Origin of the sequence: Streptomyces sp. MB09-02B (genome assembly GCF_033794485.1) — a bacterium.
Classification (GTDB): Bacteria; Actinomycetota; Actinomycetes; order Streptomycetales; family Streptomycetaceae; genus Streptomyces.
This window is the reverse complement of sequence record NZ_JARGEE010000091.1, coordinates 1-25,065: the sequence shown is the minus strand read 5'-3', so window position 1 is coordinate 25,065 and position 25,065 is coordinate 1. Positions and strand designations below refer to the sequence as shown.

General features: G+C 69.6%; 22 protein-coding genes and 5 pseudogenes. 18 read left to right on the top strand and 9 right to left on the bottom strand.

Annotation, left to right across the window (positions count from 1 at the left end; all coding sequences use genetic code 11):
• Nucleotides 1-398: 398 nt before the first annotated feature.
• The 4 genes from P1P70_RS15660 to P1P70_RS15645 all read left to right on the top strand — a co-directional run bounded on the left by P1P70_RS15660 (nucleotide 399) and on the right by P1P70_RS15645 (nucleotide 3,718).
• On the top strand, nucleotides 399-836 hold the full coding sequence (locus P1P70_RS15660) for an aldehyde dehydrogenase family protein (RefSeq protein WP_319237592.1): 438 nt from the start codon (nucleotides 399-401) through the stop codon (nucleotides 834-836).
• An 89-nt stretch (nucleotides 837-925) separates the two neighbouring features.
• Nucleotides 926-1,546, top strand: coding sequence for a TetR/AcrR family transcriptional regulator (locus tag P1P70_RS15655; RefSeq protein WP_319237590.1), 621 nt, complete (start codon nucleotides 926-928; stop codon nucleotides 1,544-1,546).
• A 136-nt stretch (nucleotides 1,547-1,682) separates the two neighbouring features.
• Complete coding sequence (locus tag P1P70_RS15650) at nucleotides 1,683-2,669, top strand: zinc-binding dehydrogenase (protein WP_319237589.1); 987 nt, start codon at nucleotides 1,683-1,685, stop codon at nucleotides 2,667-2,669.
• A 74-nt stretch (nucleotides 2,670-2,743) separates the two neighbouring features.
• On the top strand, nucleotides 2,744-3,718 hold the full coding sequence (locus P1P70_RS15645) for an alpha/beta hydrolase (RefSeq protein ID WP_319237588.1): 975 nt from the start codon (nucleotides 2,744-2,746) through the stop codon (nucleotides 3,716-3,718).
• Nucleotides 3,719-3,810: 92 nt separating this feature from the next.
• Here the strand turns inward: P1P70_RS15645 and P1P70_RS15640 are convergent.
• A pseudogene (locus P1P70_RS15640) lies at nucleotides 3,811-3,954 on the bottom strand (IS5/IS1182 family transposase); the annotation flags it as partial.
• 32 nt (nucleotides 3,955-3,986) lie between these two features.
• Here P1P70_RS15640 and P1P70_RS15635 point away from each other — a divergent pair.
• Nucleotides 3,987-4,205, top strand: a complete 219-nt coding sequence (locus P1P70_RS15635) for a hypothetical protein (protein ID WP_319237586.1) — start codon at nucleotides 3,987-3,989, stop codon at nucleotides 4,203-4,205.
• Between the two features lie 3 nt (nucleotides 4,206-4,208).
• On the opposite strand, the gene P1P70_RS15630 is transcribed toward P1P70_RS15635, so the two are convergent.
• Nucleotides 4,209-5,051, bottom strand: coding sequence for a helix-turn-helix transcriptional regulator (locus tag P1P70_RS15630; RefSeq protein ID WP_319237584.1), 843 nt, complete (start codon nucleotides 5,049-5,051; stop codon nucleotides 4,209-4,211).
• 101 nt (nucleotides 5,052-5,152) lie between these two features.
• On the opposite strand from P1P70_RS15630, the gene P1P70_RS15625 reads away from it, so the two are divergent.
• The 4 genes from P1P70_RS15625 (at nucleotide 5,153) to P1P70_RS15610 (ending at nucleotide 10,217) form a co-directional block, all read left to right on the top strand.
• Nucleotides 5,153-5,860 (top strand): SDR family NAD(P)-dependent oxidoreductase, encoded by a 708-nt coding sequence (locus P1P70_RS15625; RefSeq protein ID WP_319237581.1) that lies wholly within the window; start codon nucleotides 5,153-5,155, stop codon nucleotides 5,858-5,860.
• A 1,445-nt stretch (nucleotides 5,861-7,305) separates the two neighbouring features.
• Nucleotides 7,306-8,796, top strand: coding sequence for an aldo/keto reductase (locus P1P70_RS15620; protein ID WP_319237579.1), 1,491 nt, complete (start codon nucleotides 7,306-7,308; stop codon nucleotides 8,794-8,796).
• Nucleotides 8,793-9,347, top strand: a complete 555-nt coding sequence (locus P1P70_RS15615; protein ID WP_319237576.1) for a hypothetical protein — start codon at nucleotides 8,793-8,795, stop codon at nucleotides 9,345-9,347. The genes P1P70_RS15620 and P1P70_RS15615 overlap by 4 nt, the downstream gene beginning before the upstream one ends.
• A gap of 435 nt (nucleotides 9,348-9,782) precedes the next feature.
• Nucleotides 9,783-10,217, top strand: a complete 435-nt coding sequence (locus P1P70_RS15610) for a BBE domain-containing protein (RefSeq protein WP_319237574.1) — start codon at nucleotides 9,783-9,785, stop codon at nucleotides 10,215-10,217.
• A gap of 72 nt (nucleotides 10,218-10,289) precedes the next feature.
• On the opposite strand, the gene P1P70_RS15605 is transcribed toward P1P70_RS15610, so the two are convergent.
• Nucleotides 10,290-10,724 carry a MarR family winged helix-turn-helix transcriptional regulator gene (locus P1P70_RS15605; protein ID WP_319237572.1) on the bottom strand — a complete coding sequence of 145 codons (435 nt, stop codon included), beginning with the start codon at nucleotides 10,722-10,724 and terminating at the stop codon, nucleotides 10,290-10,292.
• A 187-nt stretch (nucleotides 10,725-10,911) separates the two neighbouring features.
• On the opposite strand from P1P70_RS15605, the gene P1P70_RS15600 reads away from it, so the two are divergent.
• The 4 genes and pseudogenes from P1P70_RS15600 to P1P70_RS15585 all read left to right on the top strand — a co-directional run bounded on the left by P1P70_RS15600 (nucleotide 10,912) and on the right by P1P70_RS15585 (nucleotide 14,309).
• Nucleotides 10,912-12,180 (top strand): amidohydrolase family protein, encoded by a 1,269-nt coding sequence (locus P1P70_RS15600; RefSeq protein ID WP_319237569.1) that lies wholly within the window; start codon nucleotides 10,912-10,914, stop codon nucleotides 12,178-12,180.
• A 64-nt stretch (nucleotides 12,181-12,244) separates the two neighbouring features.
• Nucleotides 12,245-12,754 (top strand): zinc-binding dehydrogenase, encoded by a 510-nt coding sequence (locus tag P1P70_RS15595; RefSeq protein WP_319237567.1) that lies wholly within the window; start codon nucleotides 12,245-12,247, stop codon nucleotides 12,752-12,754.
• Nucleotides 12,755-12,815: 61 nt separating this feature from the next.
• Entirely contained in the window at nucleotides 12,816-13,562 is a 747-nt protein-coding gene (locus P1P70_RS15590; RefSeq protein WP_319237564.1) for an SDR family NAD(P)-dependent oxidoreductase, read from the top strand.
• Between the two features lie 91 nt (nucleotides 13,563-13,653).
• A pseudogene (locus P1P70_RS15585) lies at nucleotides 13,654-14,309 on the top strand (dienelactone hydrolase family protein).
• Between the two features lie 298 nt (nucleotides 14,310-14,607).
• Here P1P70_RS15585 and P1P70_RS45785 read toward each other — a convergent pair.
• Nucleotides 14,608-15,297 carry a helix-turn-helix domain-containing protein gene (locus tag P1P70_RS45785; protein WP_413471478.1) on the bottom strand — a complete coding sequence of 230 codons (690 nt, stop codon included), beginning with the start codon at nucleotides 15,295-15,297 and terminating at the stop codon, nucleotides 14,608-14,610.
• A gap of 152 nt (nucleotides 15,298-15,449) precedes the next feature.
• Here P1P70_RS45785 and P1P70_RS15575 point away from each other — a divergent pair.
• The 3 genes and pseudogenes from P1P70_RS15575 to P1P70_RS15560 all read left to right on the top strand — a co-directional run bounded on the left by P1P70_RS15575 (nucleotide 15,450) and on the right by P1P70_RS15560 (nucleotide 17,726).
• A pseudogene (locus P1P70_RS15575) lies at nucleotides 15,450-16,130 on the top strand (SDR family NAD(P)-dependent oxidoreductase).
• 672 nt (nucleotides 16,131-16,802) lie between these two features.
• Nucleotides 16,803-16,961 (top strand): annotated as a pseudogene (locus P1P70_RS15565) (FAD binding domain-containing protein); the annotation flags it as partial.
• Nucleotides 16,962-17,219: 258 nt separating this feature from the next.
• Nucleotides 17,220-17,726 (top strand): hypothetical protein, encoded by a 507-nt coding sequence (locus tag P1P70_RS15560; RefSeq protein ID WP_319237562.1) that lies wholly within the window; start codon nucleotides 17,220-17,222, stop codon nucleotides 17,724-17,726.
• Here P1P70_RS15560 and P1P70_RS15555 read toward each other — a convergent pair.
• Both P1P70_RS15555 and P1P70_RS15550 read right to left on the bottom strand, forming a co-directional pair.
• The gene (locus P1P70_RS15555; RefSeq protein WP_319237559.1) at nucleotides 17,709-18,602 is read right to left on the bottom strand and encodes an alpha/beta hydrolase; all 894 of its coding nucleotides are present in this window, start codon (nucleotides 18,600-18,602) and stop codon (nucleotides 17,709-17,711) included. The genes P1P70_RS15560 and P1P70_RS15555 overlap by 18 nt on opposite strands.
• 289 nt (nucleotides 18,603-18,891) lie before the next feature.
• Entirely contained in the window at nucleotides 18,892-19,590 is a 699-nt protein-coding gene (locus P1P70_RS15550; RefSeq protein ID WP_319237557.1) for a Clp protease N-terminal domain-containing protein, read from the bottom strand.
• 273 nt (nucleotides 19,591-19,863) lie between these two features.
• Between P1P70_RS15550 and tap the strand changes: the two genes are divergently transcribed.
• On the top strand, nucleotides 19,864-22,083 hold the full coding sequence (gene tap / locus P1P70_RS15545) for a telomere-associated protein Tap (RefSeq protein WP_319237554.1): 2,220 nt from the start codon (nucleotides 19,864-19,866) through the stop codon (nucleotides 22,081-22,083).
• A 12-nt stretch (nucleotides 22,084-22,095) separates the two neighbouring features.
• Entirely contained in the window at nucleotides 22,096-22,653 is a 558-nt protein-coding gene (tpg, locus tag P1P70_RS15540; protein ID WP_319237551.1) for a telomere-protecting terminal protein Tpg, read from the top strand.
• A 105-nt stretch (nucleotides 22,654-22,758) separates the two neighbouring features.
• Here tpg and P1P70_RS15535 read toward each other — a convergent pair whose 3' ends face one another.
• From P1P70_RS15535 to P1P70_RS15525, 3 genes and pseudogenes are all read right to left on the bottom strand, one after another.
• Nucleotides 22,759-22,965: a hypothetical protein gene (locus P1P70_RS15535; RefSeq protein ID WP_319237548.1), complete on the bottom strand. Its 207-nt coding sequence runs from the start codon at nucleotides 22,963-22,965 to the stop codon at nucleotides 22,759-22,761.
• Nucleotides 22,962-23,807 (bottom strand): hypothetical protein, encoded by an 846-nt coding sequence (locus P1P70_RS15530; RefSeq protein WP_319237545.1) that lies wholly within the window; start codon nucleotides 23,805-23,807, stop codon nucleotides 22,962-22,964. The genes P1P70_RS15535 and P1P70_RS15530 overlap by 4 nt, the downstream gene beginning before the upstream one ends.
• Nucleotides 23,808-24,089: 282 nt before the next feature.
• A pseudogene (locus P1P70_RS15525) lies at nucleotides 24,090-24,965 on the bottom strand (helicase associated domain-containing protein); the annotation flags it as partial.
• Between the last annotated feature and the right edge of the window lie 100 nt (nucleotides 24,966-25,065).

The window sequence follows — 25,065 nt, the reverse complement described above, 5'->3', positions numbered from 1 at the left end:
CGCGATCCGAAGGCGACGCTCGCCCCGGACCTGGTCAACCGGGACTTCACGGCGCCCGCGCCGAACCGGTTGTGGGTCACCGACCTGACGATGATCTCGGCCGCGTCGAAGATGTCGACGTCGGCTGGCCCGAAGGCGCGGAGCGAGGCCGTGCCAGGCGGGGTGTGATCGCCCGCGGGCGACGTGAGTAGAAGGCCGGGGCCGGCTGTCGAGGTCCCGGCCTTCGGTCTGCGGCGGCCAGACTGCCTGCCCCCACCGGCCTGCTGGACGTACGCACCGATTGACCGGCCGACGTCCGTCCTCGACGACGTGGTCGTCGAAGGGCTTGTCCGCGGTGCTGTAGGAGGCACCGAGCTTTTTGAGCCGGTCCTCACGACGCCGCGCCCTATGGCGCGTTCGTGCGCCAGTGGCAGGTGTGCATGTGCGCCCGCCTGCTGACCGAGGGAGTGGCCGAGCCGCCGTGCTACCCGCCCACCGTCCTGACCGGTGTCCCCGAGGATGCCGAACATGCCTTCGAGGAGACCTTTGGTCCGGTCGTGATCCTGGAGACGGTCGACGACACGGACCACGCGGTGGAGCCTGCGAACGCCTTCCGCTACGGGCTGACGGCGGGTGTCCTGACCGGCGACGCCCGTCGCGGACTGGACATCGCCCGCCGTCTGGAGGCGGCGATCGTGCATGTCAACGACCAAGCGGTCAACGACGAGCCGAACATGCCCTTCGGCGGGGTGAAGGAGAGCGGCTGGGGCCGCTTCGGCACGGGCTTCGCGGCGGAGGAGTTCACCGAGCTCCGCTGGATCACGCTGCGCGGGGAACCTCACGACTTCCCGCTCTGACGCATCGTGCGGTACTGCCGTCACTCTTCACCCATATGACAGTCACTTCCATCACTGATGTATCTGTCGATTGAGTACCTGCTACCGTCATGGCTGTGATTGCTAAGCCGGATCTACGGGAACGCCGTCGCCTGGAGACCCAGGCTGAGATCGAAGACGCCGCGCTCGACCTGTTCGAGAGACAGGGTTGCGAGCGCACGACCGTGCTCGAGATCGCGCAAGCGGCCGGCGTCTCGCAGAGCACCTTCTTCCGGTACTTCGCGACGAAGGAGGACACGGCGCTGGGATCGCACCGCGCCTTCGAGTCCGCTTTCGTCGCGCGCCTGGGCGATGCCGGGGCCAGACCCTTGAACCTTCGCGGCATCGAAGAGGTCACAGCCGCAGCCCTGAATGATCTGAGCACCGATGGGGCCGACGTGCTGGGCCGCATGCGGCGGGTCCGCGGCCTGCTCATGCGGGACACAGCCCTGCGCAACGCGGCCCTGGGGTGGGAGGCCGAACAGTGTCAACGGTTCCTGGGCCTCCTGGCGGACGCCACCGGCACCGAGAGCGTGGACCTCCGGGTCCGGATGATGCTCGAGACCGTGAGTGTCACACTGCGCGTCACATTCGACGAGTGGGCTTCACACCGGGCCCTGGAGGGCGACGCCGATCTGGTCGAGGTCTACCGCACCACCTGCGCCCGCCTGCGTGACGTGGTCTCGGACTGACTCGTGCGACACCGGGCCGCGGCCTGCCGGCCTCTGACCCATCACGGCGCCTACGCCGAGCAGATCAGCAAGTCCACCGAGATGCTCGGGCCCATCCCTGGCCATCCATGACGACACCTCAGGAGCAAACCTCTTCATGCGCGCCCTGGTTCTCGACCAGCCCGGCCCCTGCGACACCCTACGACTGGCGGACCTGCCGGTCCCCGAGCCCGGGCCGGGGCAGGTTCGGATCAGGGTCGAGGCCTGCGGACTGAACCCGTCCGACTACCAGCGTGCCGCCTACGGCATCCCCGAGTGGACCTGGCCCGCCGTTCTGGGACTGGACGTCGTGGGCATCGTGGACGAGCTCGGCGCAGGCGTAGCGAACGTCCGCACGCGGCAGCGCGTGGCGTACCACGCGGACATTCGAGAGCGCGGCGGCTTCGCCGAGTACACCCTGGCGGATGCCCAGGCTGTGGCGCCGGTACCGGCGGGCCTCGATGCGGTCGCCGCGGCTGCTCTGCCCTCGGCCGGCATGACGGCTTATCAGGCGGTGGTGTGCCGTCTGCACGTCACCGCGGAGGACACCGTTCTCGTCACCGGCGGTGCCGGGGGCGTCGGCGGCTTCGCGGTCCAACTGGCCGCAATGGCCGGAGCACGGGTGCTGGCCACCGCGTCCGCCGACAATGCCGCGTATGTGAAGGGTCTCGGCGCGGATGCCGTCGTCGACTACCGCACCGAGGACGTGGCTTCCCGTGTACGGGAGCTGACCGAGGGCCGGGGTGTGGACGCCGTGGTCGACACCGTGGGCCCGGACTCGGCCACCAGGAACCTGGGTCTCCTGGTTCACGGTGGCCGCCTCGCCGCGATCGCGGGGCGGCCGGACCTCGGCGTTGTGCCGCCGTTCTCCATGGCGCCCTCCCTCCACGAGATCGCGCTCGGCGCCGCGTACACGGTCGGAGACGAACGAGCGCGCGGGCAGTTGTCGACGATGCTCACCGAGTTGCTGTCCATGGCGGCCGACGGGCGGCTGGACCCGATGGTGGCCCGGACCATCGCCCTGGAAGACGTGCCCGCCGCGCTGACCGAACTGTCGGGTCGCCGGGTGCGGGGCAAGCTGGTTCAGGTCTTCCCACGCCGATGAGACGTACGTCCACCACCTCGTCGACGACACCGTTCCGCCGCGGCTGACCGTGAGCGGCCATGTGAGGAGACCCCGTGCAACCGACACCGCCTCCCTTCGACACCGAGCTTGATGCTGTTCTGCAGGCGATGGCAGCAGAGGGCAGCACCTTGCCGGATCTCACCGCGGAGGGGATCGCTGCCGCGCGCCAGATGCTGGACGCCGCGGTCTCCGACGACGAACAGCTGAGTCACCAGGGCTTCTTCGAGGTCGAGGACCGGGTCGTACCGGGGCCTGAGGGTGCCCCCGGCGTGTCGCTCCTGATCTGCCGCCCTGTGTCGTCCGGCGGCCCTCGGCCCGTGATCTATCACGTCCACGGCGGCGGCATGGTGATCGGTAACAACCGGTCCGGTGTGGACATGATCGTGGGCTGGGCACGGGAGTTGGACGCGGTGGTGGTGTCCGTCGAGTACCGGCTCGCACCGGAACACCCGCACCCCGCGCCCATCGAGGACGTGTACGCCGGCCTGTCGTGGACGGCCGATCACGCGCGGGAGATCGGCGCTGATCCGGAGCGGATCGTCATAGCGGGAGCCAGCGCGGGCGGTGGCCTCGCCGCCGGGCTCGCGCTGCTGCTCAAGGATCGCAAGGGGCCGCGGCCCCTCGGGCAGTTGCTCATGGGGCCGATGCTGGACGACCGCAACGACACACCGTCCGCCCGCCAGATGCAGGGCCTGGGCATCTGGGACCGTACGGCCAACGAGTCCGGCTGGACAGCGCTGCTGGGCGGCCGGCGTGGTGGCCCGGACGTGTCCCCCTATGCGGCGCCCGCCCGGGCCGAGGACCTGTCCGGGCTGCCCCCTGCCTATCTCGACGTCGGCTCGGCGGAGACCTTCAGGGACGAGGTCGTCGCGTACGCCTCCCGCCTCTGGCAGACCGGCGAAGTGGCCGAACTGCATGTGTGGCCGGGCGGCTTCCACGGTTTCGAGGGCTTCGCCCCGCAGGCCGCCCTCGCCCGTACGGCTGTGGCCGCGCGGTTGAACTGGCTGCGGCGGCTCCTTGCCGAGTGAGCGAAAGGTCGTCCGTGCAGCCACGTGGTCGGCAGTCCCCGTCGCATGAGGGACGACCTCTCAGAGGACGTTCCGGTTCAAGACGCGATAGTTCATGGATTGTGCCAAGTTATGGGCGTTTCGCCGGTTGCTCGTTTTGCGAGGTTGGAGATCATGGTGAGGCGGATCATGCTCTCGGAGTGGGCGGGTTTGGTCTCGTAGTCCCGGGCGAGGCGGCGGTGCATCATGATCCAACCGGTTGGGTCGGCCGCGCGGCGAGGTGCTCACCATGAGGGCGAGTCCTGTTCCGCGCGGCCTTGAGGTCTCCCACGCGACGACGCGGCGGGAGAACGCGTCGCGGATCGCCGAGAGCCACAGGGGACGGATGACGGCCCTGATCCACCGCTCGGTGTTCGACGTCCCACGGACCAGGCACGGCCACCCGCCGGGCATCAACGGCTTCATGGTCCTGGCGAAGCTCGACGAGATGGCGGAGAAGCCCAGGTAGGTCCTACTCGGCAGCCAGGCTCTGCGTACCGATCACCGCCAGCAGCTCCAGCTTCTCGGCGTCCTCGGTGCCCGGCTCCGCCGAGTAGCCGAGGATGCGCAGCCCGCTGCCGTCCATCCGGAGCACGTTGCAGTCCAGGGTCAGCAGGCCCACCTGCGGATGCTCGATCGTCTTGCGTGAGACCTCCAGACTGCCGACGACACCCGCCTCCCACAGCTCGGCGAACCGCTCGCTGCGCGCGTGCAACTCGGTGATCAGTCGCCGCAGTTGACGGTCGGCGGGATACCTGGCGGCGGCGGACCGCAGCTCGGACACCATGCCGATCTCCAAGGCGCGCTGTTCCTCTTGCGTGTGCCGGATCCGGGTGGACGATCCCAGGAACACCCCCCACGCCCCGTTGCGTTCGAGGCCGCGTGCGCCGGACGTGTCGCCCAACAGCGCCTGGTACATCGGGTTGGTCATCAGCAGCGTCAAGGCGGCGTCGGTGACCGCGACCGGTGTGTCCACCAGCCGGTCCAGCAGCCGAAGGACGCTGGGCGGGATGTACGACGGCACCATCTCGGGGCCTGGGAGCACCAGCCCGGCCAGCCCGAACAGGTACGCCCGCTCGTCTCCCGTGAGCCGCAGCGCCCGTGCCAGGGCCTCGACGACCTGATCGGAAGGGTTGCTCGCCCGGCCCTGTTCGAGGCGGGTGACGTAGTCGACCGAGATCCCGGCCAGCAGGGCCAGCTCCTCACGCCGCAGCCCGGACGCCCGCCGCTGTCCGCCGAGGGGCAGCCCGGCCGTGGCGGGGGAGACACGGTCGCGCCAGCGCCGCAGAGCCTGTCCGAGTTCGGTCACGGTCATGCCCTCAGTGAACACCGTCGGCCGGGCCCGTGCCTGGTACTGGCAGTCCCAGGAAGAAGGGTCTCCTGGCTGTCCGCCGGGCGGGGCAGGAGTGTGGCGGCATGACGACAACACTGATCACCGGAGCGAACAAGGGGCTGGGCTTCGAGACCGCCCGCCGCCTCATCGCCGCAGGCCACACCGTCTACGCGGGCGCCCGCGACGCCGAGCGCGGCCGCCGTGCCGCCGACGAGCTCGGCGCCCGGTTCGTCCAGCTGGACGTCACCGACGAGGCCTCCGTCCAAGCCGCCGCGAAGACCGTCGAGGCCGAGGGCGGGCTCGACGTGCTGGTCAACAACGCTGGCATCGAGGTCCGGGGCGAGGATAACAGCGTGGCCGGTGCTGCGGATGTCACCGCCGAGGAGATGCGGACCGTCTTCGACACCAACGTCCTGGGCATCGTCCGTGTCACGCACGCCTTCCTCCCGCTGCTGCGACGCTCGGCCGCGCCGGTCGTGGTCAACCTCAGCAGCGGCCTCGGCTCCGTCGGCTACGTCTCCGACCCGGGCCACCCGGCCCACCGCTACCCGGGAATGGCCTACGCGGCCTCGAAGGCCACGGTCAACATGATCACCGCGCACTACGCGAAGGCCTTCCCTGCCATGCGGATCAACGCCGTGGCGCCCGCTTTCACAAAGACGGACCTCAACGGTCACACGGGCATGCAATCCGTCGAGGAAGGCGCCGAGATCATCGTGCGCATGGCGCAGGTGAGCCCCGACGGCCCGACCGGCGGCTACTTCGACACCCAGGGCACGCTGCCCTGGTGAGGCCACAGCGGCACGAGCCGGGGCGGCATGCGTCCCGGCAGTCCTAAGCAACTCGCGTGACCGGTCCAGCAGTTCATCGAACGCGAGACATGCTGGACGGCAGCCACCACGAGCGAGCCCACCGCGGCCCGCATCAAGTCTGACGGCGTGTCGGCGATGTCACCGCCCTCCGTGGCCCGGACAGCCTCGTTGCCAACCGTCGCTCACGGCCTGCGCCGTAGCAGTGTGGAGGGGCCTTGTAGCCGGGCCGGCTCACGCCACATTCCAGATCGTCTTCCCCCCCACCTCACCGATCCGCCGACGTCCCGCACGGACACCGAAGCCGATGCTCCTTCATGGGGTGTCCGGCTGTCCGTGACCTCGTCTTCCGCCACCGGGGCGTGCGGCGCGTCGGACAGACCATCTCTGGACCGGAATTGATGAGGAAACTCGGAAATGGCCGCGCGGTCGCCGTACTGCTGACTTCTGTCCTCGTCGCGGCCCTGGTACTCGCCTTCGTCGTGGTGCAGACCAGAGCGGCGACTCTCCAAGCTCCGGCGTCGACAGAGCGACGGGCTTACGACGACGGTCTCTATACGGTGCGGCTCGGTGACACCGTGGGGACCGAGCCTGATCGCTTTACCGCCTGGCTCACAGGCCGGCAGGCCGCCGAACTCGTCACCACACCGGGTGTGCTGTCGGTGACCCGGCTCCCAGGCCGGGCGGCGGTGCCGATGCTGCCAGGCTGCCACTCGGCGACCGCCTCCGCCGCCCCTGCTCCCGCTCCCTCCCCTTCACCCTTGCCCGCACCGATCCCACCGGCGGACGGCGGCGTCACATCACCGGGCGACGATCACACCGCGCAGTCCCCGTCCGGTCCTTCCCGCCCTGGCCGCCCCGGCCGGATGGACCGGAACGAGCAGGGCCACGGGGCGAAGGCCCCAGCCCATCCACCCGGCGAAGCCAACCGATCCCACGGCCGGGTCGCGAGTAAGGCTTCTCTACGGGTGGCCGCATACGGCGTTGTACGCAGCCGACATGCGCGAACGGCGACATCGGACCGCATCTGACCTGCTCGCGCCACTCGTGCCCCGATTACTGCCCTCCACCACGTCTGTCGCCGGGTCCTCCTGATGCGCTCCGAATCCGCGAAGCAGGGCTCCCTGTGAGCCGCGCGTCAGGAACCACCGGTGGCACCCCTGCCTTATTCATGTCGGCCCTTCCGAGACAACGGACATGACCATGAATCCGCCCCGCCGAAACCTGCTGACCTCGGCGGCCGCCGCCGCGGCCACAGCCACCCTGGGCGCATCACCGGCTACCGCGGCGCCCGGAGGGAGCCGACGCACCGAGTCGACGGGCCTGGCGCGAGAAGCGGGCGGCGGCATGCCGAAGGGCCGTATCTTGTGCCTCTGGCAGCAAGCTGCCAGAACGTCGACGCGGTTCGGGCCGTGGAGCCTGGGCGCATGAGCAATGACTTCCGTCTCGGCGGTGACCTGGTCATCAACCGGCTCGGCTTCGGAGCCATGCGCCTGCCGTCCCAGCAGGGCATGGGCGGTCCCGCCCGCGACCCCGAGAACGGCCGTGCCGTACTGCGGCGGGCCGTCGAACTCGGCGTCAATCACATCGACACGGCCGACTTCTACGTCAGCGCCGGCGGCGTGGTGCGCGCGAACACCCTGATCCACGAGGCCCTGCGCCCGTACCCGTCCGACCTGGTCATCGCCACCAAGGTGGGCCCGATCATCGGCTCCGGCGGCCTGCACCACGCCATAGCGGCCGACATGCGCGGTCTCGTCGAGGCCAACCTCGAAGGCCTGGGCGTGGACCGCCTCGACGTGGTCTACCTGCGCATCGGTGCCATGGAACCCCCGCGCGGCGAGTCGCTCGCCGAGCGCTTCGAGGCTCTCGCGGCGCTGCGCGAGGAGGGCTTGATCCGCCATCTCGGCCTCAGCAATGTCGACACCGGCCATCTCGCGGAGGCTCGCGCCATCGCACCCGTTGTGGCCGTGCAGAACCACGCCGCTCAGAGCGACGAAGCGGACCTTCTGGCCGCAAGTGCGCCCCGGTTCACGGAGACTGTCGGCCTCGACCTGTGCACCGTCGTCCCCTCGCTGGCGGGGCCTTCCCGGCCCGAGGACCGGGTTCCCCTGGACCAGGCCAAGTCCCGCTTCCGTACGGCCCTCGCCTCCATTCGTCAGCAGGGCGAGGGCGGTGACGGGCGGACCTCCAGCACCGCCACCGTCGTCATCGACGGGACCGCGCACGAGCTGTCCGACGGTGCGGTGGCTGTCGCGGCCATCACGTCCTGCACCAACACCTCCAACCCGGCGGTCATGGTGGCCGCGGGCCTGCTGGCCCGCAACGCCGTCAGGGCGGGACTGCGCAGCAAGCCCTGGGTCAAGACCACCCTCAGCCCCGGCTCACGGGTCGTCATGGACTACTACCGGCGGGCCGGCCTCATCCCGGATCTGGAGGCCCTGGGCTTCCACCTGGCCGGGTTCGGCTGCATGACGTGCATCGGCGCCTCGGGCCCGCTCATCGGCGCGGTGTCCCAGGCGGGGGCCGACACCGGTCTGACCGTGACGTCCGTGCTCTCGGGAAACCGCAACTTCGAAGGCCGCATCCAGCCCGACGTCGCGATGAACTACCTCGCCTCGCCTCCCCTCGTCATCGCCTACGCCCTCACCGGCACCATGGACATCGACCTGCGCACCGAGCCCCTCGGCCACGACCAGCAGGGAGGCCCCGTCCACCTGCACGACATCTGGCCGGATCCGGCAGAGATCGAAGCCGTGATGGCCGCGAGCATCGACGCGGCGATGTTCACCGACGCCTACGGACACGTCTTCGCCGGCGACAGCCGGTGGCAGGACATCAGCGTGCCCGCGACCGAGAGCTTCGCGTGGGACGAGGACTCCACCTACATCCGCCGGCCCCCTACCTCGACGACATGACCTTGGAACCCGAGGCTGTCAAGGACATCACCGGGGCACGGGTGCTGGTCAAACTCGGCGACAAGGTCACCACCGACCACATCTCCCCGGCCGGCGCCATCGTCGCCTCCAGTGCGGCGGCCGGATATCTCGAGGAACTCGGCGTATCCGCAGCGGACTTCAACACGTACGCCTCCAGGCGCGGCAACCACCAGGTGATGATGCGGGGCGCGTTCGCCAACGTCAGGCTGCGCAACCAGGTCGCCCCCGGCACCCGTGGCGGCCGGACCCTCAACTTCCTCGCGGACGGCCGTGAGAGCTCGATCCACGACACGGCGGCCGCCTACCGTGCGACGAAAGTCCCCATGGTCGTCGTGGCCGGGAAGGACTACGGCGGCGGGTCCTCGCGGGACTGGGCCGCCAAGGGGCCCGCGCTGCTGGGCGTCCGCGCGGTGATCGCGCAGTCCTTGAACGCATCCACCGGTCGAACCTCATCGCCATGGGCGTGTTGCCCCTGGAACTCATCGACGGCGGCCCGCGCGACCTGGCACCCACCGGCGCCGCGACGATAACCGTCTCCGGACTGGAAACCCTCAACACCGGACACATCCCGGCCACGGTCCTCGTCCTCTCCGACGGCCGCGAGTTCACCGCCCGAGTACGCCTGGACACACCCCCCCCCGCGAGGCCGACTACTTCCGCCACGGCGGTGTCATGCCCTACGTTCTTCGCCAACTTGCCGGTTCTTGACCTGACGTGAACGAGCGCCCTGCCCCTGGTTCTTCTGTCCTTGCGGGGTCTGTCAATCGAGCGGCCCTGTCTCACATTCGGTGGTGACGGAGCGTCGTGACGAGTCGCCGACATTCGTGTGAGGGATGTCAACAAGCTTGTTCAGATGGTGTTTTCGGGCCTGTGCCCGCTGGTCATGGACGAATGGTCGACAAGGGTGAGCGGATCGTGGTGCGGGCCAGGGCGAGCGCGCGGCGAACGCCGCAGGACATGGCGCCGTGTCCGGTGTGCGGGGTGTCATCGACATCGTGACCCGCCATGCCGCGGCGCATCTGCCGTCGGCGGGCTCGGCCGCCAGCACGATGCAGAACCTCTGGTCCATGGGTGGTGCCATCACCGAGGACTTCGACGAGGACCCCGCGGCGTTCTCCCGGGAGGGCGCCAACTGGTTCTGGGAGACCGTCACCCTGTGGGACACCGCCGACCAGGACGCGGGGTTCCACGCCTGGGTCGACGGCGTGCACGCGGAGCTCAAGCCGCATGTGCGGTCCAACTGTTACGTCAACCTGTCGACCGACAACGGTGCCGATGGGCGACGTGGGGTGTGGGGGAGTACCGAGAGGTATGCCCGGCTGGAACGGGCGAAGGCCGACTGGGACGCGCAGAACCTGCTGCGCTTCAACAAGAACATCGAACCTGCCAAAGCTGTCTGAGACATCGTCATGATGCCCCGTCAGGCGCGGAGAGCGGCTCCCGGAGGGCAGCCGCTCTCCGCGCCTTCGTACTCAGGCCTGGGGTCGGGCGGGGCGGGCCGTCGGGGCGCCGAGCAGGCCCGGGGCTGCGGCGAGCAGTTCCCGCAGTACGGCGGTCGCCCTCTCGACGAGCTCGGCCGGAACGCCCTCGAAGAGGGCCTCATGGGCCGACGCGTTCACCAGGACCGCGCGCTCGGCAAGCGCGACGCCGTCGGGTGTCAGCCTGAGCCAGGTGCTGCGGGCGTCGTCCGGGTCGCTCTCCCGCTCCAGAAGATGGCGGCCCACCAGACGGTGGGTGACGTTGGTGGTGCCACCGGTCGAGAGCATCAGCGAGCGGGCGAGTTGGTTCGGCTTCATGCGGTACGGGGCGCCGGACCGGCGCAGCGCCACCAGCATGTCGAACTCCGCCGGGGTCAGCCCGAGCTCGGTCAGCTCACGCCGCATCACGCTGTCCAGCGTGCTGGACATGAACATGATCCGTTTGGTCAGTTCCGAGGATGGGCGCTCGACCTCGGGCAGCTCGTTGCGCCAAGAATCCATCCATGTGTCTACGGGATCCGGTGTCGTCGTCACATGTTGCATCGTAGGTCACTATCGGTATAGCTTTCCAGTTAGCTTTACAGAAAGCTTTCGACCTAGAGAGGTGGGCAGCATCATGTCCGTCCCCCGCATCCTGATCCGCAACGGCCATGTCATCGACACCGAGCCCGAGCCGGTCGCGCTCCCGAACACTGACGTCCTGATCGAGGACGGCCGGATCATCGCCGTCGGTGCCGACCTGCCGGCGGACGGGGCCACCGTCATCGACGCCACCGACAAGATCGTGCTCCCGGGCTTCGTGGACACCCATCGGCATGTGTGGCAGTCGGCGCTGCGCGGCGCGGCCGTGGACGTCGACCTCGGCGCGTACCTCGGCATCCTGGCGAAGTGCGGCCCGAAGTTCAGCCCGCAGGACGTGCACACCGCGACCCTGGCCGGCGCACTGGAGTGCCTCGACTCCGGCATCACGACCCAGCTGGACTACTCGCACATCTCCTACTCGCCGGAGCACGCGGACGCCGCCATCGACGCCCTGGGCGCGGCGGGCCTGCGTGCGGTCTACGGCTACGGCACCCCGGTCACCGGTGGCGGCAGCCTCGACGACGTCCGCCGGATCCGCAGCGAGCGGCTCTCGGACGACAACGCCCTCGTGACCATGGCGTACGCCCCGCTCGGCCCCTCCTTCACTCCGATCGAGACGGTCGCCGAGGAGTGGCGGGTGACGGGCGAGCTGGAGCTGCCGGTGACCTTCCACGTGAGCGCGGGTCCCGTCAACGTCCGGCCGATCACCGCCCTGCGAGACGCCGGCCTGCTCCGCGAGAAGATCCTCTACGTCCACGGCAACACGCTCGACGACGAGGAGCTGAAGCTGATCGCGGACTCCGGCGCCGCCGCCTCGGCCGCGCCCGGCGCCGAGGCGATGCTCGGCAACAACTCCCCGGTCGCGGGCCGGCTGAAGCGCCTCGGAGTCACCACCGGTCTCGGCGTGGACGCGGTCACCTCGGCGCCCGGCGACATGTTCTCGCTGATGAGGGCCGCCCTGCTGGCGAGCCAGATCGTCGACGAGCCGCGGATGACCTGCGCGGACGTCCTGAAGATGGCCACCCTGGACGGCGCCGCCGCACTTGGCCTCGCCCACCGCACCGGCTCGCTGCGTCCCGGCAAGCAGGCGGACATCGTCCTGCTGCGTCTGGACGGCATCAACACCCTCACCGCCGAGCGCGACCCCATCGCGGCCGTCGTCACGTCGGCCCACCCTCACAACGTGGACACGGTCCTGGTGGCCGGACAGGTCGTGAAGATCGACGGACGTCTCGTCCACGCGGACCTCGGCCGAGTCACGCGTGAGCTGCGGGAGACCGCGCTCACGGTCGCCGGCCACTGAAAACGAACGAGAAGGACAACTCCCATGCGCGCACTGCACGTTCCTCGAACCGCAGCCCGGTCAGGTGGTCCTGGTCAACGGTGCGAGCGGCGGAGTGGGCCGGTACGCGGCCCAGCTGCTCGCCGCCCGCAGTGTGACCGTCGTCGCGACCGGCACCCCCGACGACGCGGAACGGCTCAGCGAGCTCGGCGCCACGACCGTCGTGAACTTTGCCGTCGGCCCGGTCGCGGACCAGGTCCTGGCCGTCCACCCCGACGGCGTCGACGCCCTGGTCAATCTGGTCGGCTTCGCCCTCGCCGACGTGCCCCTGGAAGCGGTCCGCAAGGGCGGCCGGGTCGCGACCACGACCCCGGCCCCCGACGCCGACGCGCTGGCCGGTGCCGGGCTGGCCGGCGGCATGGTCTTCGCCCAGCCGGTCCGCGAGACCACGGAGCCGCTCGCCGAACTGGCGGCGGCTGGTCTCCTCTCCGTCGACGTGCACAGCGTGCTGCCCTTGGAGCGGGCCGCCGAGGGCCTGGGCGTCCTCGCCGCGGGCCAGGCCCGCGGCAAGATCGTCGTCACGCTCGGTGACTGATCTCGCAAGTGTCTGAGGCAGGGCATCCATCAAGTACCTGAGAACAAAAAGGAGTTGTGTCATGGCTGGACGTCTGGAAGGCAAGATCGCCGTGGTGACGGGCGGTGGCGCCGGTATCGGCCGGGTCATCGCGCAGAAGCTGTCCGCGGAGGGCGCGGATGTCGCCGTAGCCGATGTCAACGACGCGGTGGAGACGCGGGAGCTGGTCGAGGCGAACGGGCGCCGGTTCTTCGCCGCGAAGGTCGACGTGTCCGACGAGGCCCAGGTGAACGCCTTCGCCGCGGAGGTCCGTGAGGCGCTGGGCCCGGTGGACATCGTGGTGAACAACGCGGCCATCGCCATGCTGAAGGACCTCGACAACACCACGTACGAGCAGTGGAAGAACCTGTTCTCCATCAACGTGGACGGCTACTTCCTGGTCACGAAGGCCTTCGTGCAGGACCTGAAGGACTCCGAGGCCGGACGCGTGATCAACATGTCGTCGTCGAGCTACTGGGAGGCCCCGCCGATGTTCCTGGCGTACGTCTCCGGGAAGGGCGCCGTCAACGGCTTCACCCACGCGCTGGCCACCGACCTCGCGCGCTGGGACATCACGGTCAACGCGATCGGCCCCAGCGTCGTACGCACCCCCACCACGCGCCGTGAGCTGACCGAGGAGTTCTTCGGACACCACGCGCAGCTGCAGAACCTGAAGCGCGAGCAGACGCCCGAGGACGTCGCCAACCTGATCGCGTTCCTCGCCTCCGACGAGGCCTCCTTCATCACCGGCCAGGTCCACCTCGTCGACGGCGGTCTGATCCGCCGCTGACACCGGTACGTGGGCGCGCGCTCTTCGGGAAGCGCGCCCGCGCCCGGCCGTATGGAAGTGCCCGCGCCCACCTCTTTCCCCTCGTACCGGAGTGACCAGCGCCGGCAGCACCGCGCACGGCTACCTCGCGCTGCCGCCGTCGGGCCGCGGACCCGCGGTGATCGTGATCCAGGAGTGGTGGGGACTGACCGATGACCTGGCCGACGTGACGGACCGGCTGGCCGCGGGGGCTTCGTCGCCCTCGCTCCGGACCTGTACGGCGGCCACGTGGCCCACGACTTCCAAAAGCCCGTCGGATGATGCTCGCCCTGCCCGTCGAACGAGGCGTCGAGGTGCTGTCCGGCGCGGTGGACTACCTGCTCTCCCGCCCCGAGGTGACGACCGACACGATCGGCTTCATCGGCTTCTGCATGGGCGGCGGCCGTGCTCTACCAGGCGGCGGTGGACCCCTGGGTCAGCGCGGCCGTCCCCTTCTACGGGGTCATCCGGGGCGAACTCCCCGACTTCTCCGGCCTGAAGGTCGAGATCCAGGGGCACTACGCGGAGACGGACGTCACCGTGTCGGCCGAGTCCCTGGCGGAGCTGCGGGCGATCGTTCCGGCGCAGTCCGGCATCACTCCGGAGATCCACGTCCACCCCGCGCAGCACGCCTTCTTCAACGACAGCCACCCCGAGGTCTGCCACGCGGAGTCGGCGGCCAAGGCCTGGGAGCGCACGCTGGAGTTCCTGCACAAGCGCCTGGACTGACGCCCCGGCGGGAATACGCGACATCAGGCCGGCGCCCGGGGTGCCCGGCGCCGGTGCCGTCGTCCTTTGCCCGAGCGCGGTCTCCACGAGCAGGTCGCGCCGACGCGATCTCGCCCAGAGGGCCACACCTGGCGGGGCTGGCACCACCACGTCACCCTCGTCTCCGTCGCGCACGCCTTCTGCACCCTCCAGCGCAATCACCCGGTCCCTAAAGGGACGGCGCCAGCCTGAGTCTCTGCCAGGTCGCCCGCGAACTGCAGTTACTCCTCGCGGTCTGGACCGGCGCCTGCCCCACGTGTCACCGCGACATGCCACAACTGATACCGACCTGACCAAGCATTACTAGGGCCTGCGCCAGTAGTTGATCGTTAGAAGTTGTGTGACTTCTGCTGCTGGTGCGACAGTTCCCCGTCGGGGCCCGAAGCTGGAACCGTTGCTGCTGTCTGATGACGAGCGGGCGGTGTTGGATGTCGTCCACGAGGTCGCGGGCGGTGGCGGCACGGTTCTGGGCCATCGCCTCCAGCGCTTCCATGGCGCACCCGCCCGCGGGCGGATGCGCGGCGCCGATGGTGAGCAGCCACCGCAGCGTGGGCTGGGACCGAGCCACCTCCGTGGCCAGCCAGGCCGCGAGCCCGCTGGGCCCTGGGGCGAAGGCCACCCGCATCAGGTTCCGCTCGGCACTGAACACACCCACGGGGAACTCATCGAGGCGAGCCAGCATCCGCTGCACCCCCGCCGGCACATGCGTAGAGATCGTCCCCTCCTGTGGAGGGAGGAGGCCGGCCAGCCGGTAGGCGTGATCGCGCTCCATGGGTCCCAGTTGCAGTGCCCTGGCCTGGCTCGCGACGACCTGCGCCGAGGGGCTCGTGGCGCGCCCCTGCTCCAGCCGCACCACATAGTCGACCGACAACCCCGCGAGCTCGGCCAGCTCCTCGCGGAGCAACCCCAACGCACGTCGCCCGGGCCGCGCAGTCCGCCCGACGTCGATGGGGGAGAGCCGGTCGCACCGCCAAGGGTCTCGTCCACTCCACCGTTGTGTCCGCCGGACAGCCGTTGTGCCTGGTACCGGCAGTCCTAGGTCGCAGAGGGCAGTGGTTCCGCTCTTGGCACGGGCCGAGAGTGAACGCATGACCAACATTCATCACTGGAGCCAACAAGTCCCTCGGGTACGAGACCGCCCGCCGGCTGATCGAGGCCGGCCACACCGTCTTCGTCGGCGCTCGCGACAGTGAGCGCGGCCAGGCGGCCGCCGACGCACTCGGCGCCCGTTTCGTCCAGATCGACGTGACCGACGACGCGTCGGTGGCCGCGGCCGCCGACGACATCGGAGCTCGCGAGGGCGGCATCGACGTCCTGATCAACAACGCAGGTGTTCTCGGACCATGCAGCCCCGCCGACCAGCTCACGGCCGCTGACGCCAGCGCGGTGTTCGAGGTCAACGTCGTGGGGATCGTCCGGGTGACGCACGCGTTCCTGCCCCTGCTGCGCAAGTCCGCCAGCCCGGTCATCGTCAATGTGTCCAGCGGCATGGGGTCGTTCGCGCTGGCCCACGACGCCGAGCGCCTCGAGAGCCAGGCCATCGTGCCGCTCTACACAGCGTCGAAGGCCGCCGTGACCATGCTGACCACGCAGTAGGCGAAGTCCTGGCCGGACCTGAAGGTGAACGCGGTCGACCCGGGCTTCACCGCGACCGACTTCAACGGGCACCGCGGCCCGCAGACAGTGACCGAGGGCACCGACGCGATCGTCGCACTCGCCACCATCGGGGCGGACGGACCGACCGGAACCTTCCGTGACCGTCACGGTGAGGTGGCCTGGTGATCCACCTCTGAACCCGGAGCGTGCCCGGCAGGGAGCAGGCCGCCCTGGGCGCGAGCCCTCGGTGACGTCCCCGCTTCGTGGAGCGTCGCAGGAAGGCCGTGGACGTGAAGGACGCGCGCTTCGAGCAGAACTGCCGGAGGGCGCCGCGAGGTACCTCCGGACGCCCGTCGGTACCGTCGTCGGGACGTGACCCGTGACCATGCTCCGTCCACGCCGACCAGCAGGCTGATCGTCACGGACGCCTCGTCCAGGAACGTCACCGCATGGCGACCGCCTCCGAGGGGCTACGTCGGCACGTTCATGATCGAGACCTACCTGTTCGAGGCGACACCCGCAACCTGTGCCGCGACTACAACGCCCCGTACAGCCTCGTCGGCTCTTCACCAACAACGGGCAGGCCGGCACCGGGTGAACCATGGTCGCTCCGGCACGGGGCCATCCACGACGGACCTCAACGGTCACACGGACATCACTCCGTCGAGGAAGGCACCGAGATCATCGTGCGCATGGCGTATGTGGGCCCCGACGGCCCGACCGGCGGCTACTTCGACACCGAGGGCACGCTGTCCTGGTGTGAGACCAAAGCTGCACGCGCCGGGGGTGGCGCGCCCTCGGCGCGCAGTCGTACCGCGGCCTCCAGGGCCAGCTCGGTGAACTGCCCAGCAGCAAGTCGGCGGCACCTGGCTGGTCAACCTGATGCGTGAGACCGTCGAACGTCCCGACACGCTGGTCGACATCAGCGCGCTGCCGTTGCAGGACGTCACGGTCACCGAACGCGGGGGGCTGCGCATCGGCGCCCTGGTGCGGATGGTGGAGGCAGCCGCCCACCCCACCGCGCCGCGGCCTGGCTGGAAGAGCGACGGAAGTCCGCTACGTGCTGGCGATCCCCAAGAACGAGGTCCTGCCGCTTCCGGACAGCCGTACCGGGGCAGGCCCGCGAACTGTTCACTCTCGTGCCCGAGGCGACGTTCGAGGGCCGCTCGTGCTTAGGCGATGCCAAGGGGCCCCGCGAGTACGACTGGGCCAGCATCCAACTCGCCCCCACCGCCGAGGACTTCGAGCGGGCATCTGCTGATCCGCCGCTCCACCGTGCCCAACAAGAAGGACAAGGAAGCCGGCGCTCTGGTGCGCAAGATCGTCTACTTCCTGTGCCACACCCGCCCCCACGCCACCCTGGCCGAACTGATCACGGCGGCCGGGCAGCGGTCGATGGCTGAGGAAGCGTTCCAAGCCGCGAAGGGCCAGGCCGGCCTGGACGAATACGAAGTGCGCAAGTGGCTCGTGGTACTGACACATCACCGTGTGCATGCTCGCCATGGCATTCCTCAGCGCCGTCCGGAGCCGCCACATACCCGCCCAGCCAATGCCACCCGCCCCCCCAACCGTGAACGGATCCGCCGTCTGTACGACCGGATCGTCCTCGCCCGTACCACCCGGACCGCTGGCGCACCCGCCACGAGATCCGAGCCCGCACCAGCCACTACCGCACCCGAACCGCCCGCGCGCACTCACCGTGAAACCACCGGCTGTAGTACTGAGGGCTCGCAGAGAAGCAACACCTGGATTCTCTGCCGAGCCCTAGTTCCGCGTGCCTGACTTGATGTGGTCTGCGGCGTCGCTCAGCGCCTGCCGTGCTTCACGGGTCCATCCCGCCCCGACGAAGACGTGGAAGGCGGTGGGCCAGACGCGCAGGTCGACGTGGGTACCGGCGGCCTGCGCCTTGGCGGCGAACCTCTCGACGTCGGGCAGGAAGATGTCGTGGCCGCCCTGGTAAATGTACGTGGGCGGGAGATCCTTGAGGGTGTCGTGAAGTGGGCTGACGAGGGGATCGGTGACGCTTCTGGCGCCTGCCCAGTCCCGTCCGGCGGCGGCGAGTCCTGCCGGGGCGAGCATGGGATCGAGGTCGATGAGGGCGGCGATGCCGGGGTTGGTCATGGTGACGTCGACCCATGGGGAGAACAGAAGCAGGCCATCCGGGGGGCGTAGCCCCTCGTCGCGGCAGCGGATCGCCTGGCCGACGACCAGTCCGGCTCCTGCGGAGTCGCCGGCGAGGAAGACCGGGTTGTGCCCGGCCCGCTGGAGCACTGCCGGGTAGACGCTGTCGAGGAACTTGTACGCGTCGTCGGCGTGGTAGTGGGGGGCGAGGCCGTAGAGCGGGACGATGACCGTCGCCCCGGTTCGGCGAATCAGTGTCGCGATGATGCTCCAGTGCGGTCCGACCAGAGGACGGACATAGGCGCCGCCGTGCAGGTAGATCAACTCCGTGCCGCTGGCGCCCGACTTCGGTGTCACCGTGGTGACGGTGTGGCCGTCTACGACCTCGGTGCTGACGTGGCAGGAACGCCGCAGGGCAGCCGGGACCGGGGCGTCGTGGCGGGACTGGCGGAGGGCCTCGCGCAGCCTTCCCTCGGTGACGAACACGTTCGGCCTCGTGCGCAGGAACGTGCGGGTCATTCTCATCGCCAGGGACACGATGTCACTCCTCGTCTTGCGTGCGGTCGGCGCGCGGCCGGTTGGCGGTGCTCTTAGGCCGTCCCGTGGATCAGGTTCAGGGCGGTAAGGCCCTCGGAGACGGCGGTGGTCAGTCGGGCCAGGTCGGTGGCGGTGTCCTGTCTCGGATAAGTCCGGGCATCGTGCTGCACTGACCTGCCGTGCCCGGACTTGAGTGAGACGGGATTCGTCGGTGGGTCTCACTCAAGTCCGGGCAGGGAACCGGGCTCTCGTAGTCCAAGGAGTAGTGGGTGCCGGGGGCGTGATGGGTTCAGGCGTCGGCAGGCCCGGTGTCGAGGGCGGCCGCGTCGAATCCAGCCTCGGTCAGGACGTCGGCGGCCACTCCACGGCCGACCTGGGCAAGGCCGATCAGCAGGTCCTCGCAGTCGATGCGGTCGGATCCGTGCTGCTTGGACCGTGCCTCCGCGATGTCGATGGCCTTGCGGGAGTATGGAGTCCAGGCGATCCGTTCGGCTGCCTGGGATGCCCCCATACTCAGCCGGGTTCCGACGGATTGGTGGACCGTTTCCGGTGAGACGCCGGCGGTCTGCAGGAGTCGGGTGGCGCTGTTGTCCTGCGCGGTCAGTCCCCAGAGCAGGTGCTCGGTGCCGATGTAGTTGTTGCGGTGGTGCACCGCTGCTTGCTTGACGTCGGCCATCGCCTGGCGGAGGTCGTCGGTCATCGTCTCGGGGCTGTAGCGCTTGTGCGGGGCATGGAAGCGCTGCTGGACCGCCTGCCGGGTCACGCCCAGGGCGGTGCCGATGTCCGTCCATGAGTTGCCGTGCATCCGGCAGTGCTCGACGTAGTCCTCGACCAGGTCGTCTGCCAAGGCCTGCATCTGGCCTGCGAGTTGGGCGGCGACGGTGAGGAGGGCGAGCCAGTCGGGCTGGTCTTGTCCACCGGGGCGGTGTGCGGTGTCGCACCTCCGGTCGACTTCCGCGATGAGATCGTCCAGGTCTGGAAGAGTCATGAGGCAAGTAGGCCTTGACATTTCCAAACTGTCAAGGCGTACTTGCATCTCTCGCTTGAGGGGGCGGTGCCCGGACATGACTGAGACGTCAGCCCACTTGCCCGGAGATCTCCGAGACTGCCCGGACATCACAGAGACCGGACAGCAGCAACCGAGGCCTGAAGGCGCCGTACTTCCGGGGCAATCGTGCCACCAACCGCCGTACGGAATCCGTACGCGTTTGGTACGTGAAACGTACGCTTCACGCTAGAGTGGCGGGACTGGAGGTGCTGCATGTCCGAGCTGTTCGACGCGGTCGACGCGCTCATCGCGTCCCGTTCCCCGCTGCCGCCCCCGGCGGAGCGCAGGCGGCTGCGCCAGGCGCACGGCCTGACGCTGGACGAGGTGGCCTCCGCACTACAGGTGCGGCGCGCGACGGTCAGCGGCTGGGAGGCCGGCAAGACCGAGCCGCGGCCGCCGGAGCGCGACGCGTACGCCCGCATGCTCAAGCAGCTCGCCCAGCTCTACCCCGCCAATGCTTCGGTGCGCTCTGAGGACACGGCGGTCCCCGAGACGCCTGACGTTGCGGCCGTTCCTGCGCCATCGGTCGCTGAACCGGCTCAAGCCCGCACCGAACCTGCAGCCTCGACCCAGGAGCCGGCTTCCGAGGACACCGCGCTGCGCCCTGCCGCTGTGCCGCATCCGGGGGCCACGACCAGGCCGACGTCGCGTCGGTCGCCCGCGCGGAAGGCCGCCCCCGCCAGCAGCCCAGCCGGTGGCGCCGATCCGCGTTTCGAGAACGGTCCGCTCGCCATCGTCGACGTCGAAGACGGTCAGGTGCTGGCGTACTGCGTCGGCGGCCTGGTACTTGGCGTACCAGCAAAGTCGATTGCGGCCCTGGTGGAGTGGACGCTGCGCGAGGGGCGGCTCGGTCAGCCGAAGCTGTCCGGGCCGGGCAAGGACGCCGACCCGCTGATCGTGCTGACCGACGCCGCATGCGAGCACTACGGCCTGCCCGTCACGCTCACCAAGGAGGAGCGCCTGGCCGGCCGGATCCCGGAGGGCCACAAGGTCATCAAGCAGCTGGCCCGCGCGGACTGGCAGCTGACGAAGCGCGGGTTCGGGCCCTGGGCGCGGATCTATCGCCCCGCGCAGGGCTCAGAGCGGGCCTGCGTGCAGTTGTGCATTCCGTCGTGGGACGCGCTGGACACCCGCCACTGGGCCGATGCCGCCCAGCTTCCGCCCGCCGAACTCGCCCGGCTGCTCGGTACGTACGCGTCGAGGGTGATGACACCGCGCGGTTCCACCGCAGTCACGGGCCTGGAGCTGATGACCGCCCTGCACCCGCCCACCCGCGCCTCCGAACCCGACGAGACGGGCAAGCGGCGCTCCGAGCACAACCCCGGCTCGCTGGGCAAGGACCCGGTGGACTGCGCACCGTGCGAGGCCCCCGACGGCCACCCGCTGCTCGCCGACCTGCCGCGCTTCCACCAGCGCACTCCGGCGGAGGCCCTGGTGGAGGAGGCGTACGACTGGGCACGCCCGCTCACCGACGCCGAATGCCTTCGCCCCCACCTGGTGGGCATCGACGTGAACATGGCCTTCGCGGCGGGCGCCAACGGACTGGTCGTCGGCCTTGGTGCGCCCACCCACGCCAAGGAGCCGGTGTTCGACCCGAAGCTGCCCGGCTCCTGGCTGGTCGACCTCTCCCATGTGGACCTGTCGCGGGTGAAGGTCGGCAAGGACAAGTGGGCGGACCTGGACGCGAGTCTGCTGCCCAGCCCGTTCACGCCGAAGGGCGAGCGCCCCGAGGGGCCGGCCTGGTACGCGACGCCGACCGTGGCGTACGCGGTGGAGCTCGGCTACGAGGTGCGCCCGCTTGAGGCGTACGTCCGGTACGAGAGCGGCCGTTACCTGGACGGCTGGTACAACCGGCTGCGCGACGCGTACCTCGCCACGATGGCTGACCTCGGCGTGCACGCGAACCTGCCGCCGGCCGACTTCCTCGCGGCGATGGACGGCTACCGGCAGCGTGACCCTCAGCTGGCGATCGTGGTGTCCGCGGTCAAGGCGACAGTGAAGGGCGGCATCGGCAAGCTGCGCGAACGCCCCCGCGGCGAGGGCTGGAAGCCCGGGCAGCCCTGGCGGGCCCTTGCCCGACCCACCTGGCGCCCGGACATCCGCGCCGCCGTCATCTCCCGCACCCGGATCAACATGCACCGCAAGATCGTCAAGCATGCGGCGTTCACCGGCCATTACCCGGTCGCGGTCCTGTCCGACTGCGTCGTCTACGCGGCCGACGGGCCCTCCCCGCTGGACTTCCTGCCCTACCGGGACGGCAAGCCGCTGCCGGGCGGCTTCAAGCTCGGCATCAACCCGGGCCTGGTCAAGCACGAGGGCACCCAGAGCGTCCTGTGGGGCGAGGAGGTCCGCGAGCGGTTCGACGCCCCAAAGCTCAACCTCGCCCGGTACATCAAGGACGGCACCGTCACCGACGTCGACAACGGAGAGTAGGAGAAGGCGACGATGACCCTGTTCGGGGACGGCCTGGAAGCCGCGGTACAGAAGGCGTTCACCCGCCCGGCTCCCAAGAGCGCGCCCGCGCAGATGCGGTACCTGGTCAAGCAACTCAAAGGCACCAAAGCAGTCGCCCAGATGCTGCGGATCTCCCAGCGCACGGTCGAGCGGTATGTGAAGGACCAGATCAAGAAGCCCCGCCCGGACCTCGCCGCGCGCCTGGAGCGCGAGGTGAAGGCCCGCTGGCAGCCGCAGATCCGCGCCAAGGCCAAGGAGCGGGCGGCGACGACCGGCGGCATCGTCATCGACACCCGCGCCCGCATGGGCTACACCGCCCCGATCGGGTCGACGGACCAGGACCGCATCCGGCACCTGACCGTCGCCCTGCCGCCCCGCTACGCCGCCCGACTCTTCGACGCCCAGGAGGCCGGCGCCACCGACCAGCAGCTCCAGGAGATCGCCGCCGAAGCGCTCAAGGAGGTGTACTTCCAGGACGGAGGCCGCCGCGCCGGAAGCCTGGAGGAGGTCCGGTTCACCGACATCGAACACCTCGACTTCGAGCTGTAGCCCTCGAGCAGCGAGCTCCGTCGACCACATGGACGCGCCGGTCGGACCGTGTGGTGGGGGCCCCGGGCCGACCGAGGGTTTCGGCCGGCCCGGTGTACCCCTGCCTCACGTCATGGCCGGGACCAGCACGGCCAGCAGCGCGATGAACAGCGTCATGACGCTGAAGAACACGAAGCTGCCGCGGCCGATGGCCGTGGAGACCGACGAGCCGCCCTCGCGGGCGACGTTGTAGCCGATCAGACCTGCGATGGCGGACAGGGCCGCGAGGGCAACCAGGGGCAGAAGCAGCATCAGAAGGTTCTGCACGCTCACGCCGCACCCCGCTGGTTGTGCCCGCGGGAGACGGACTTCGTGTGCAGCTGTTCCGGGATCCAGATCCGGCGCTCACGGGCCGCCTGGTACAGCGCCGTCCTGAACCGCGACCTGCGCTTGCGGACGGTGGCGCCGGTCAGCTGCAGCCGCTCGGCGATCTCGGCGTCCGGGAAACCCATGACCGTCAGGCGCACGACCGCCTGCGTCTCCGGCGCCTGCTCCTCGAGGATGTCCTCGAAGTCCGTGCTGAACACCTCCGACTCGATCTCGTAACTGGTGGCCCTGAGCAGCCCGCCGATACCGGCCTCGTTCGCGGCATCCTCCGTGAAGTCGTACACGGCGTGCAGCCGCGCCCAGCCGACCCGCTGCCTGGCCCACCTGACATACGCGCGCCGGAACACCCACACGCACTGGCCGATGAAGTACGACATCAGGCTGCAGGCGCCGCGCGGTCCGCTGTAGTCCACCTTCCAGCCCCGCCCGCTCTGCAGGTCGCGGCGGAACTTGCGCACCGCCTCGGCGAGCACGTCGACCATGATGACGTCCCGCTCCGTGCTGCTGCTGCGCAACAGCAGCATGTCGTCCTCGTGAACGAAGAACTTCCAGCCCCGGCTCTTGCACTGCTTCAGGGCGAGCCGGGCAAGCGTGCCCTTGCGGAGCATGCCGAGCAGGACCGGCTCGGCCGCCCGGTACAGCTCGATCTCGAACACCTCGTAGGCCGGCCCCTCGAACCCACCGCAGGCCAGCTCCTCGATCCGCGCGGCGTCCTGCTCGATCCGCGCCGCGCCTTCCCCGCCCAGCACCGCGTCGATGGTCTCGACGATCTCTGCATCCACACTCATGGCATAAGCCCCCTCGTCGTGGTCTGCCCCCGACCTCCGACGACGCTTTCGGTTCGCGCGTATGAGCTGCGGAGCAGATCGCTTGTTGTACGGGCTTATGTGCAGGGGAAGTTGGCGAACGTGACACGACAGCTGAAATATTTTTTCGCGAGACTCAAAAGCAACCTGCGGGCCCGCAAATGCTCCACGGACCCGCAGCCGAAAACTCGCACCCGGCATTGACTGGACGAGTCACCCTGTAACCAGGAACCAGAACCGCGCTTTAACAACCAGCAGGCGTGCTCACACCCACCGCATGCCGAGCTCCCGCAGCGCCTCCAGTTGCTCCCGGGTGAGCTTGCCCCGCCTCGACTTGGTGTTCGAGACCCACACGCCCAGTTTCACAACCACCGGTTCCGGCTCGCCGTCGAACGCGATCACCTCAGCCTGGCCGCGCGGCACAGGCCGGTGGGCGCCCTCCCTCTCCACCCACTGCGCGAGGGCCGCAAGACCGTGCTGGAAGGCCGCTGACGCCTTCCCGGCCGCCGACCCTCCACCATTGGCGGCCGGAGCCGCAGACAGCCGTGCAGCGGGCGCCACGCCCAGTCTCGTCAGCCGCCGCTGCTGCTCCTGCGACAGAGCTGCCCAGGAGTTCGCCTGCCTATGGAGCCATCGTCCGAGGTCGTCGCCGTCGAAGAGCACTCCGGGCTGGATGGCTGGGAGCCGGCCGTGGGGTTCGTCGGCGGTGAGGTCGGTGAGGACGCGGTGGTGGCGTTGCCAGTCCAGTGGCCAGGGGCAGTTCCAGTCGGAGTCGATCGCGGCCAGCTGCGCTGCGCGGGCCGTCGCGCGTTCGGGGTTTTTGCCGAGGCCGTGTGTGCGGCGGAGGTTGGCCATGTGCTCCCCGACCGGGACCAGTTCAGTGTCGGCGCCGCCCCAGATCGCGTCGCGTCGGGGGGCGAGGTGGCCGTGGGCGCGGTGGTAGGAGCGCAGTACGGCGAGTTTGGTCTCCCAGGCTTCGTCGCCGGGTTCCCACACCATTCCGGCGTCGTCGAGGAGTTCCTTGCGGTGGTCGTCGAGTTCGCCGGCGCGGTGGGTGCGCCGCTGCTGGTGGACCCAGCGCCCCAGAGGGAACGCCTTGGTGGCGCCGGCTTGCGTCTGGGTGTCGTACGGGACCGCGTACTGAAGCTTCCCCTTGGTGTTGGACACCTGGAGACTGGGACGTGAGGTTCCAGAGGGAGTAGTGCCAGGTGGGAAGCAAGAGCAACCGCAGCAGGCGGTA

What these genes read in the sequence shown, in the direction of transcription:
- P1P70_RS15615 (WP_319237576.1), top strand. Translation starts at nt 8,793, where the DNA reads ATGACCTTGGAACCCGAGGCTGTCAAGGACATCACCGGGGCACGGGTG.
- P1P70_RS15530 (WP_319237545.1), bottom strand. Translation starts at nt 23,807, where the DNA reads ATGAGTGTGGATGCAGAGATCGTCGAGACCATCGACGCGGTGCTGGGC.
- tap (WP_319237554.1), top strand. Translation starts at nt 19,864, where the DNA reads ATGTCCGAGCTGTTCGACGCGGTCGACGCGCTCATCGCGTCCCGTTCC.
- P1P70_RS15620 (WP_319237579.1), top strand. Translation starts at nt 7,306, where the DNA reads ATGAGCAATGACTTCCGTCTCGGCGGTGACCTGGTCATCAACCGGCTC.
- tpg (WP_319237551.1), top strand. Translation starts at nt 22,096, where the DNA reads ATGACCCTGTTCGGGGACGGCCTGGAAGCCGCGGTACAGAAGGCGTTC.
- P1P70_RS15600 (WP_319237569.1), top strand. Translation starts at nt 10,912, where the DNA reads ATGTCCGTCCCCCGCATCCTGATCCGCAACGGCCATGTCATCGACACC.
- P1P70_RS15590 (WP_319237564.1), top strand. Translation starts at nt 12,816, where the DNA reads ATGGCTGGACGTCTGGAAGGCAAGATCGCCGTGGTGACGGGCGGTGGC.
- P1P70_RS15625 (WP_319237581.1), top strand. Translation starts at nt 5,153, where the DNA reads ATGACGACAACACTGATCACCGGAGCGAACAAGGGGCTGGGCTTCGAG.
- P1P70_RS15650 (WP_319237589.1), top strand. Translation starts at nt 1,683, where the DNA reads ATGCGCGCCCTGGTTCTCGACCAGCCCGGCCCCTGCGACACCCTACGA.
- P1P70_RS15550 (WP_319237557.1), bottom strand. Translation starts at nt 19,590, where the DNA reads ATGACTCTTCCAGACCTGGACGATCTCATCGCGGAAGTCGACCGGAGG.
- P1P70_RS15630 (WP_319237584.1), bottom strand. Translation starts at nt 5,051, where the DNA reads ATGACCGTGACCGAACTCGGACAGGCTCTGCGGCGCTGGCGCGACCGT.
- P1P70_RS15655 (WP_319237590.1), top strand. Translation starts at nt 926, where the DNA reads ATGGCTGTGATTGCTAAGCCGGATCTACGGGAACGCCGTCGCCTGGAG.
- P1P70_RS15605 (WP_319237572.1), bottom strand. Translation starts at nt 10,724, where the DNA reads ATGTCCAGCACGCTGGACAGCGTGATGCGGCGTGAGCTGACCGAGCTC.
- P1P70_RS15635 (WP_319237586.1), top strand. Translation starts at nt 3,987, where the DNA reads ATGAGGGCGAGTCCTGTTCCGCGCGGCCTTGAGGTCTCCCACGCGACG.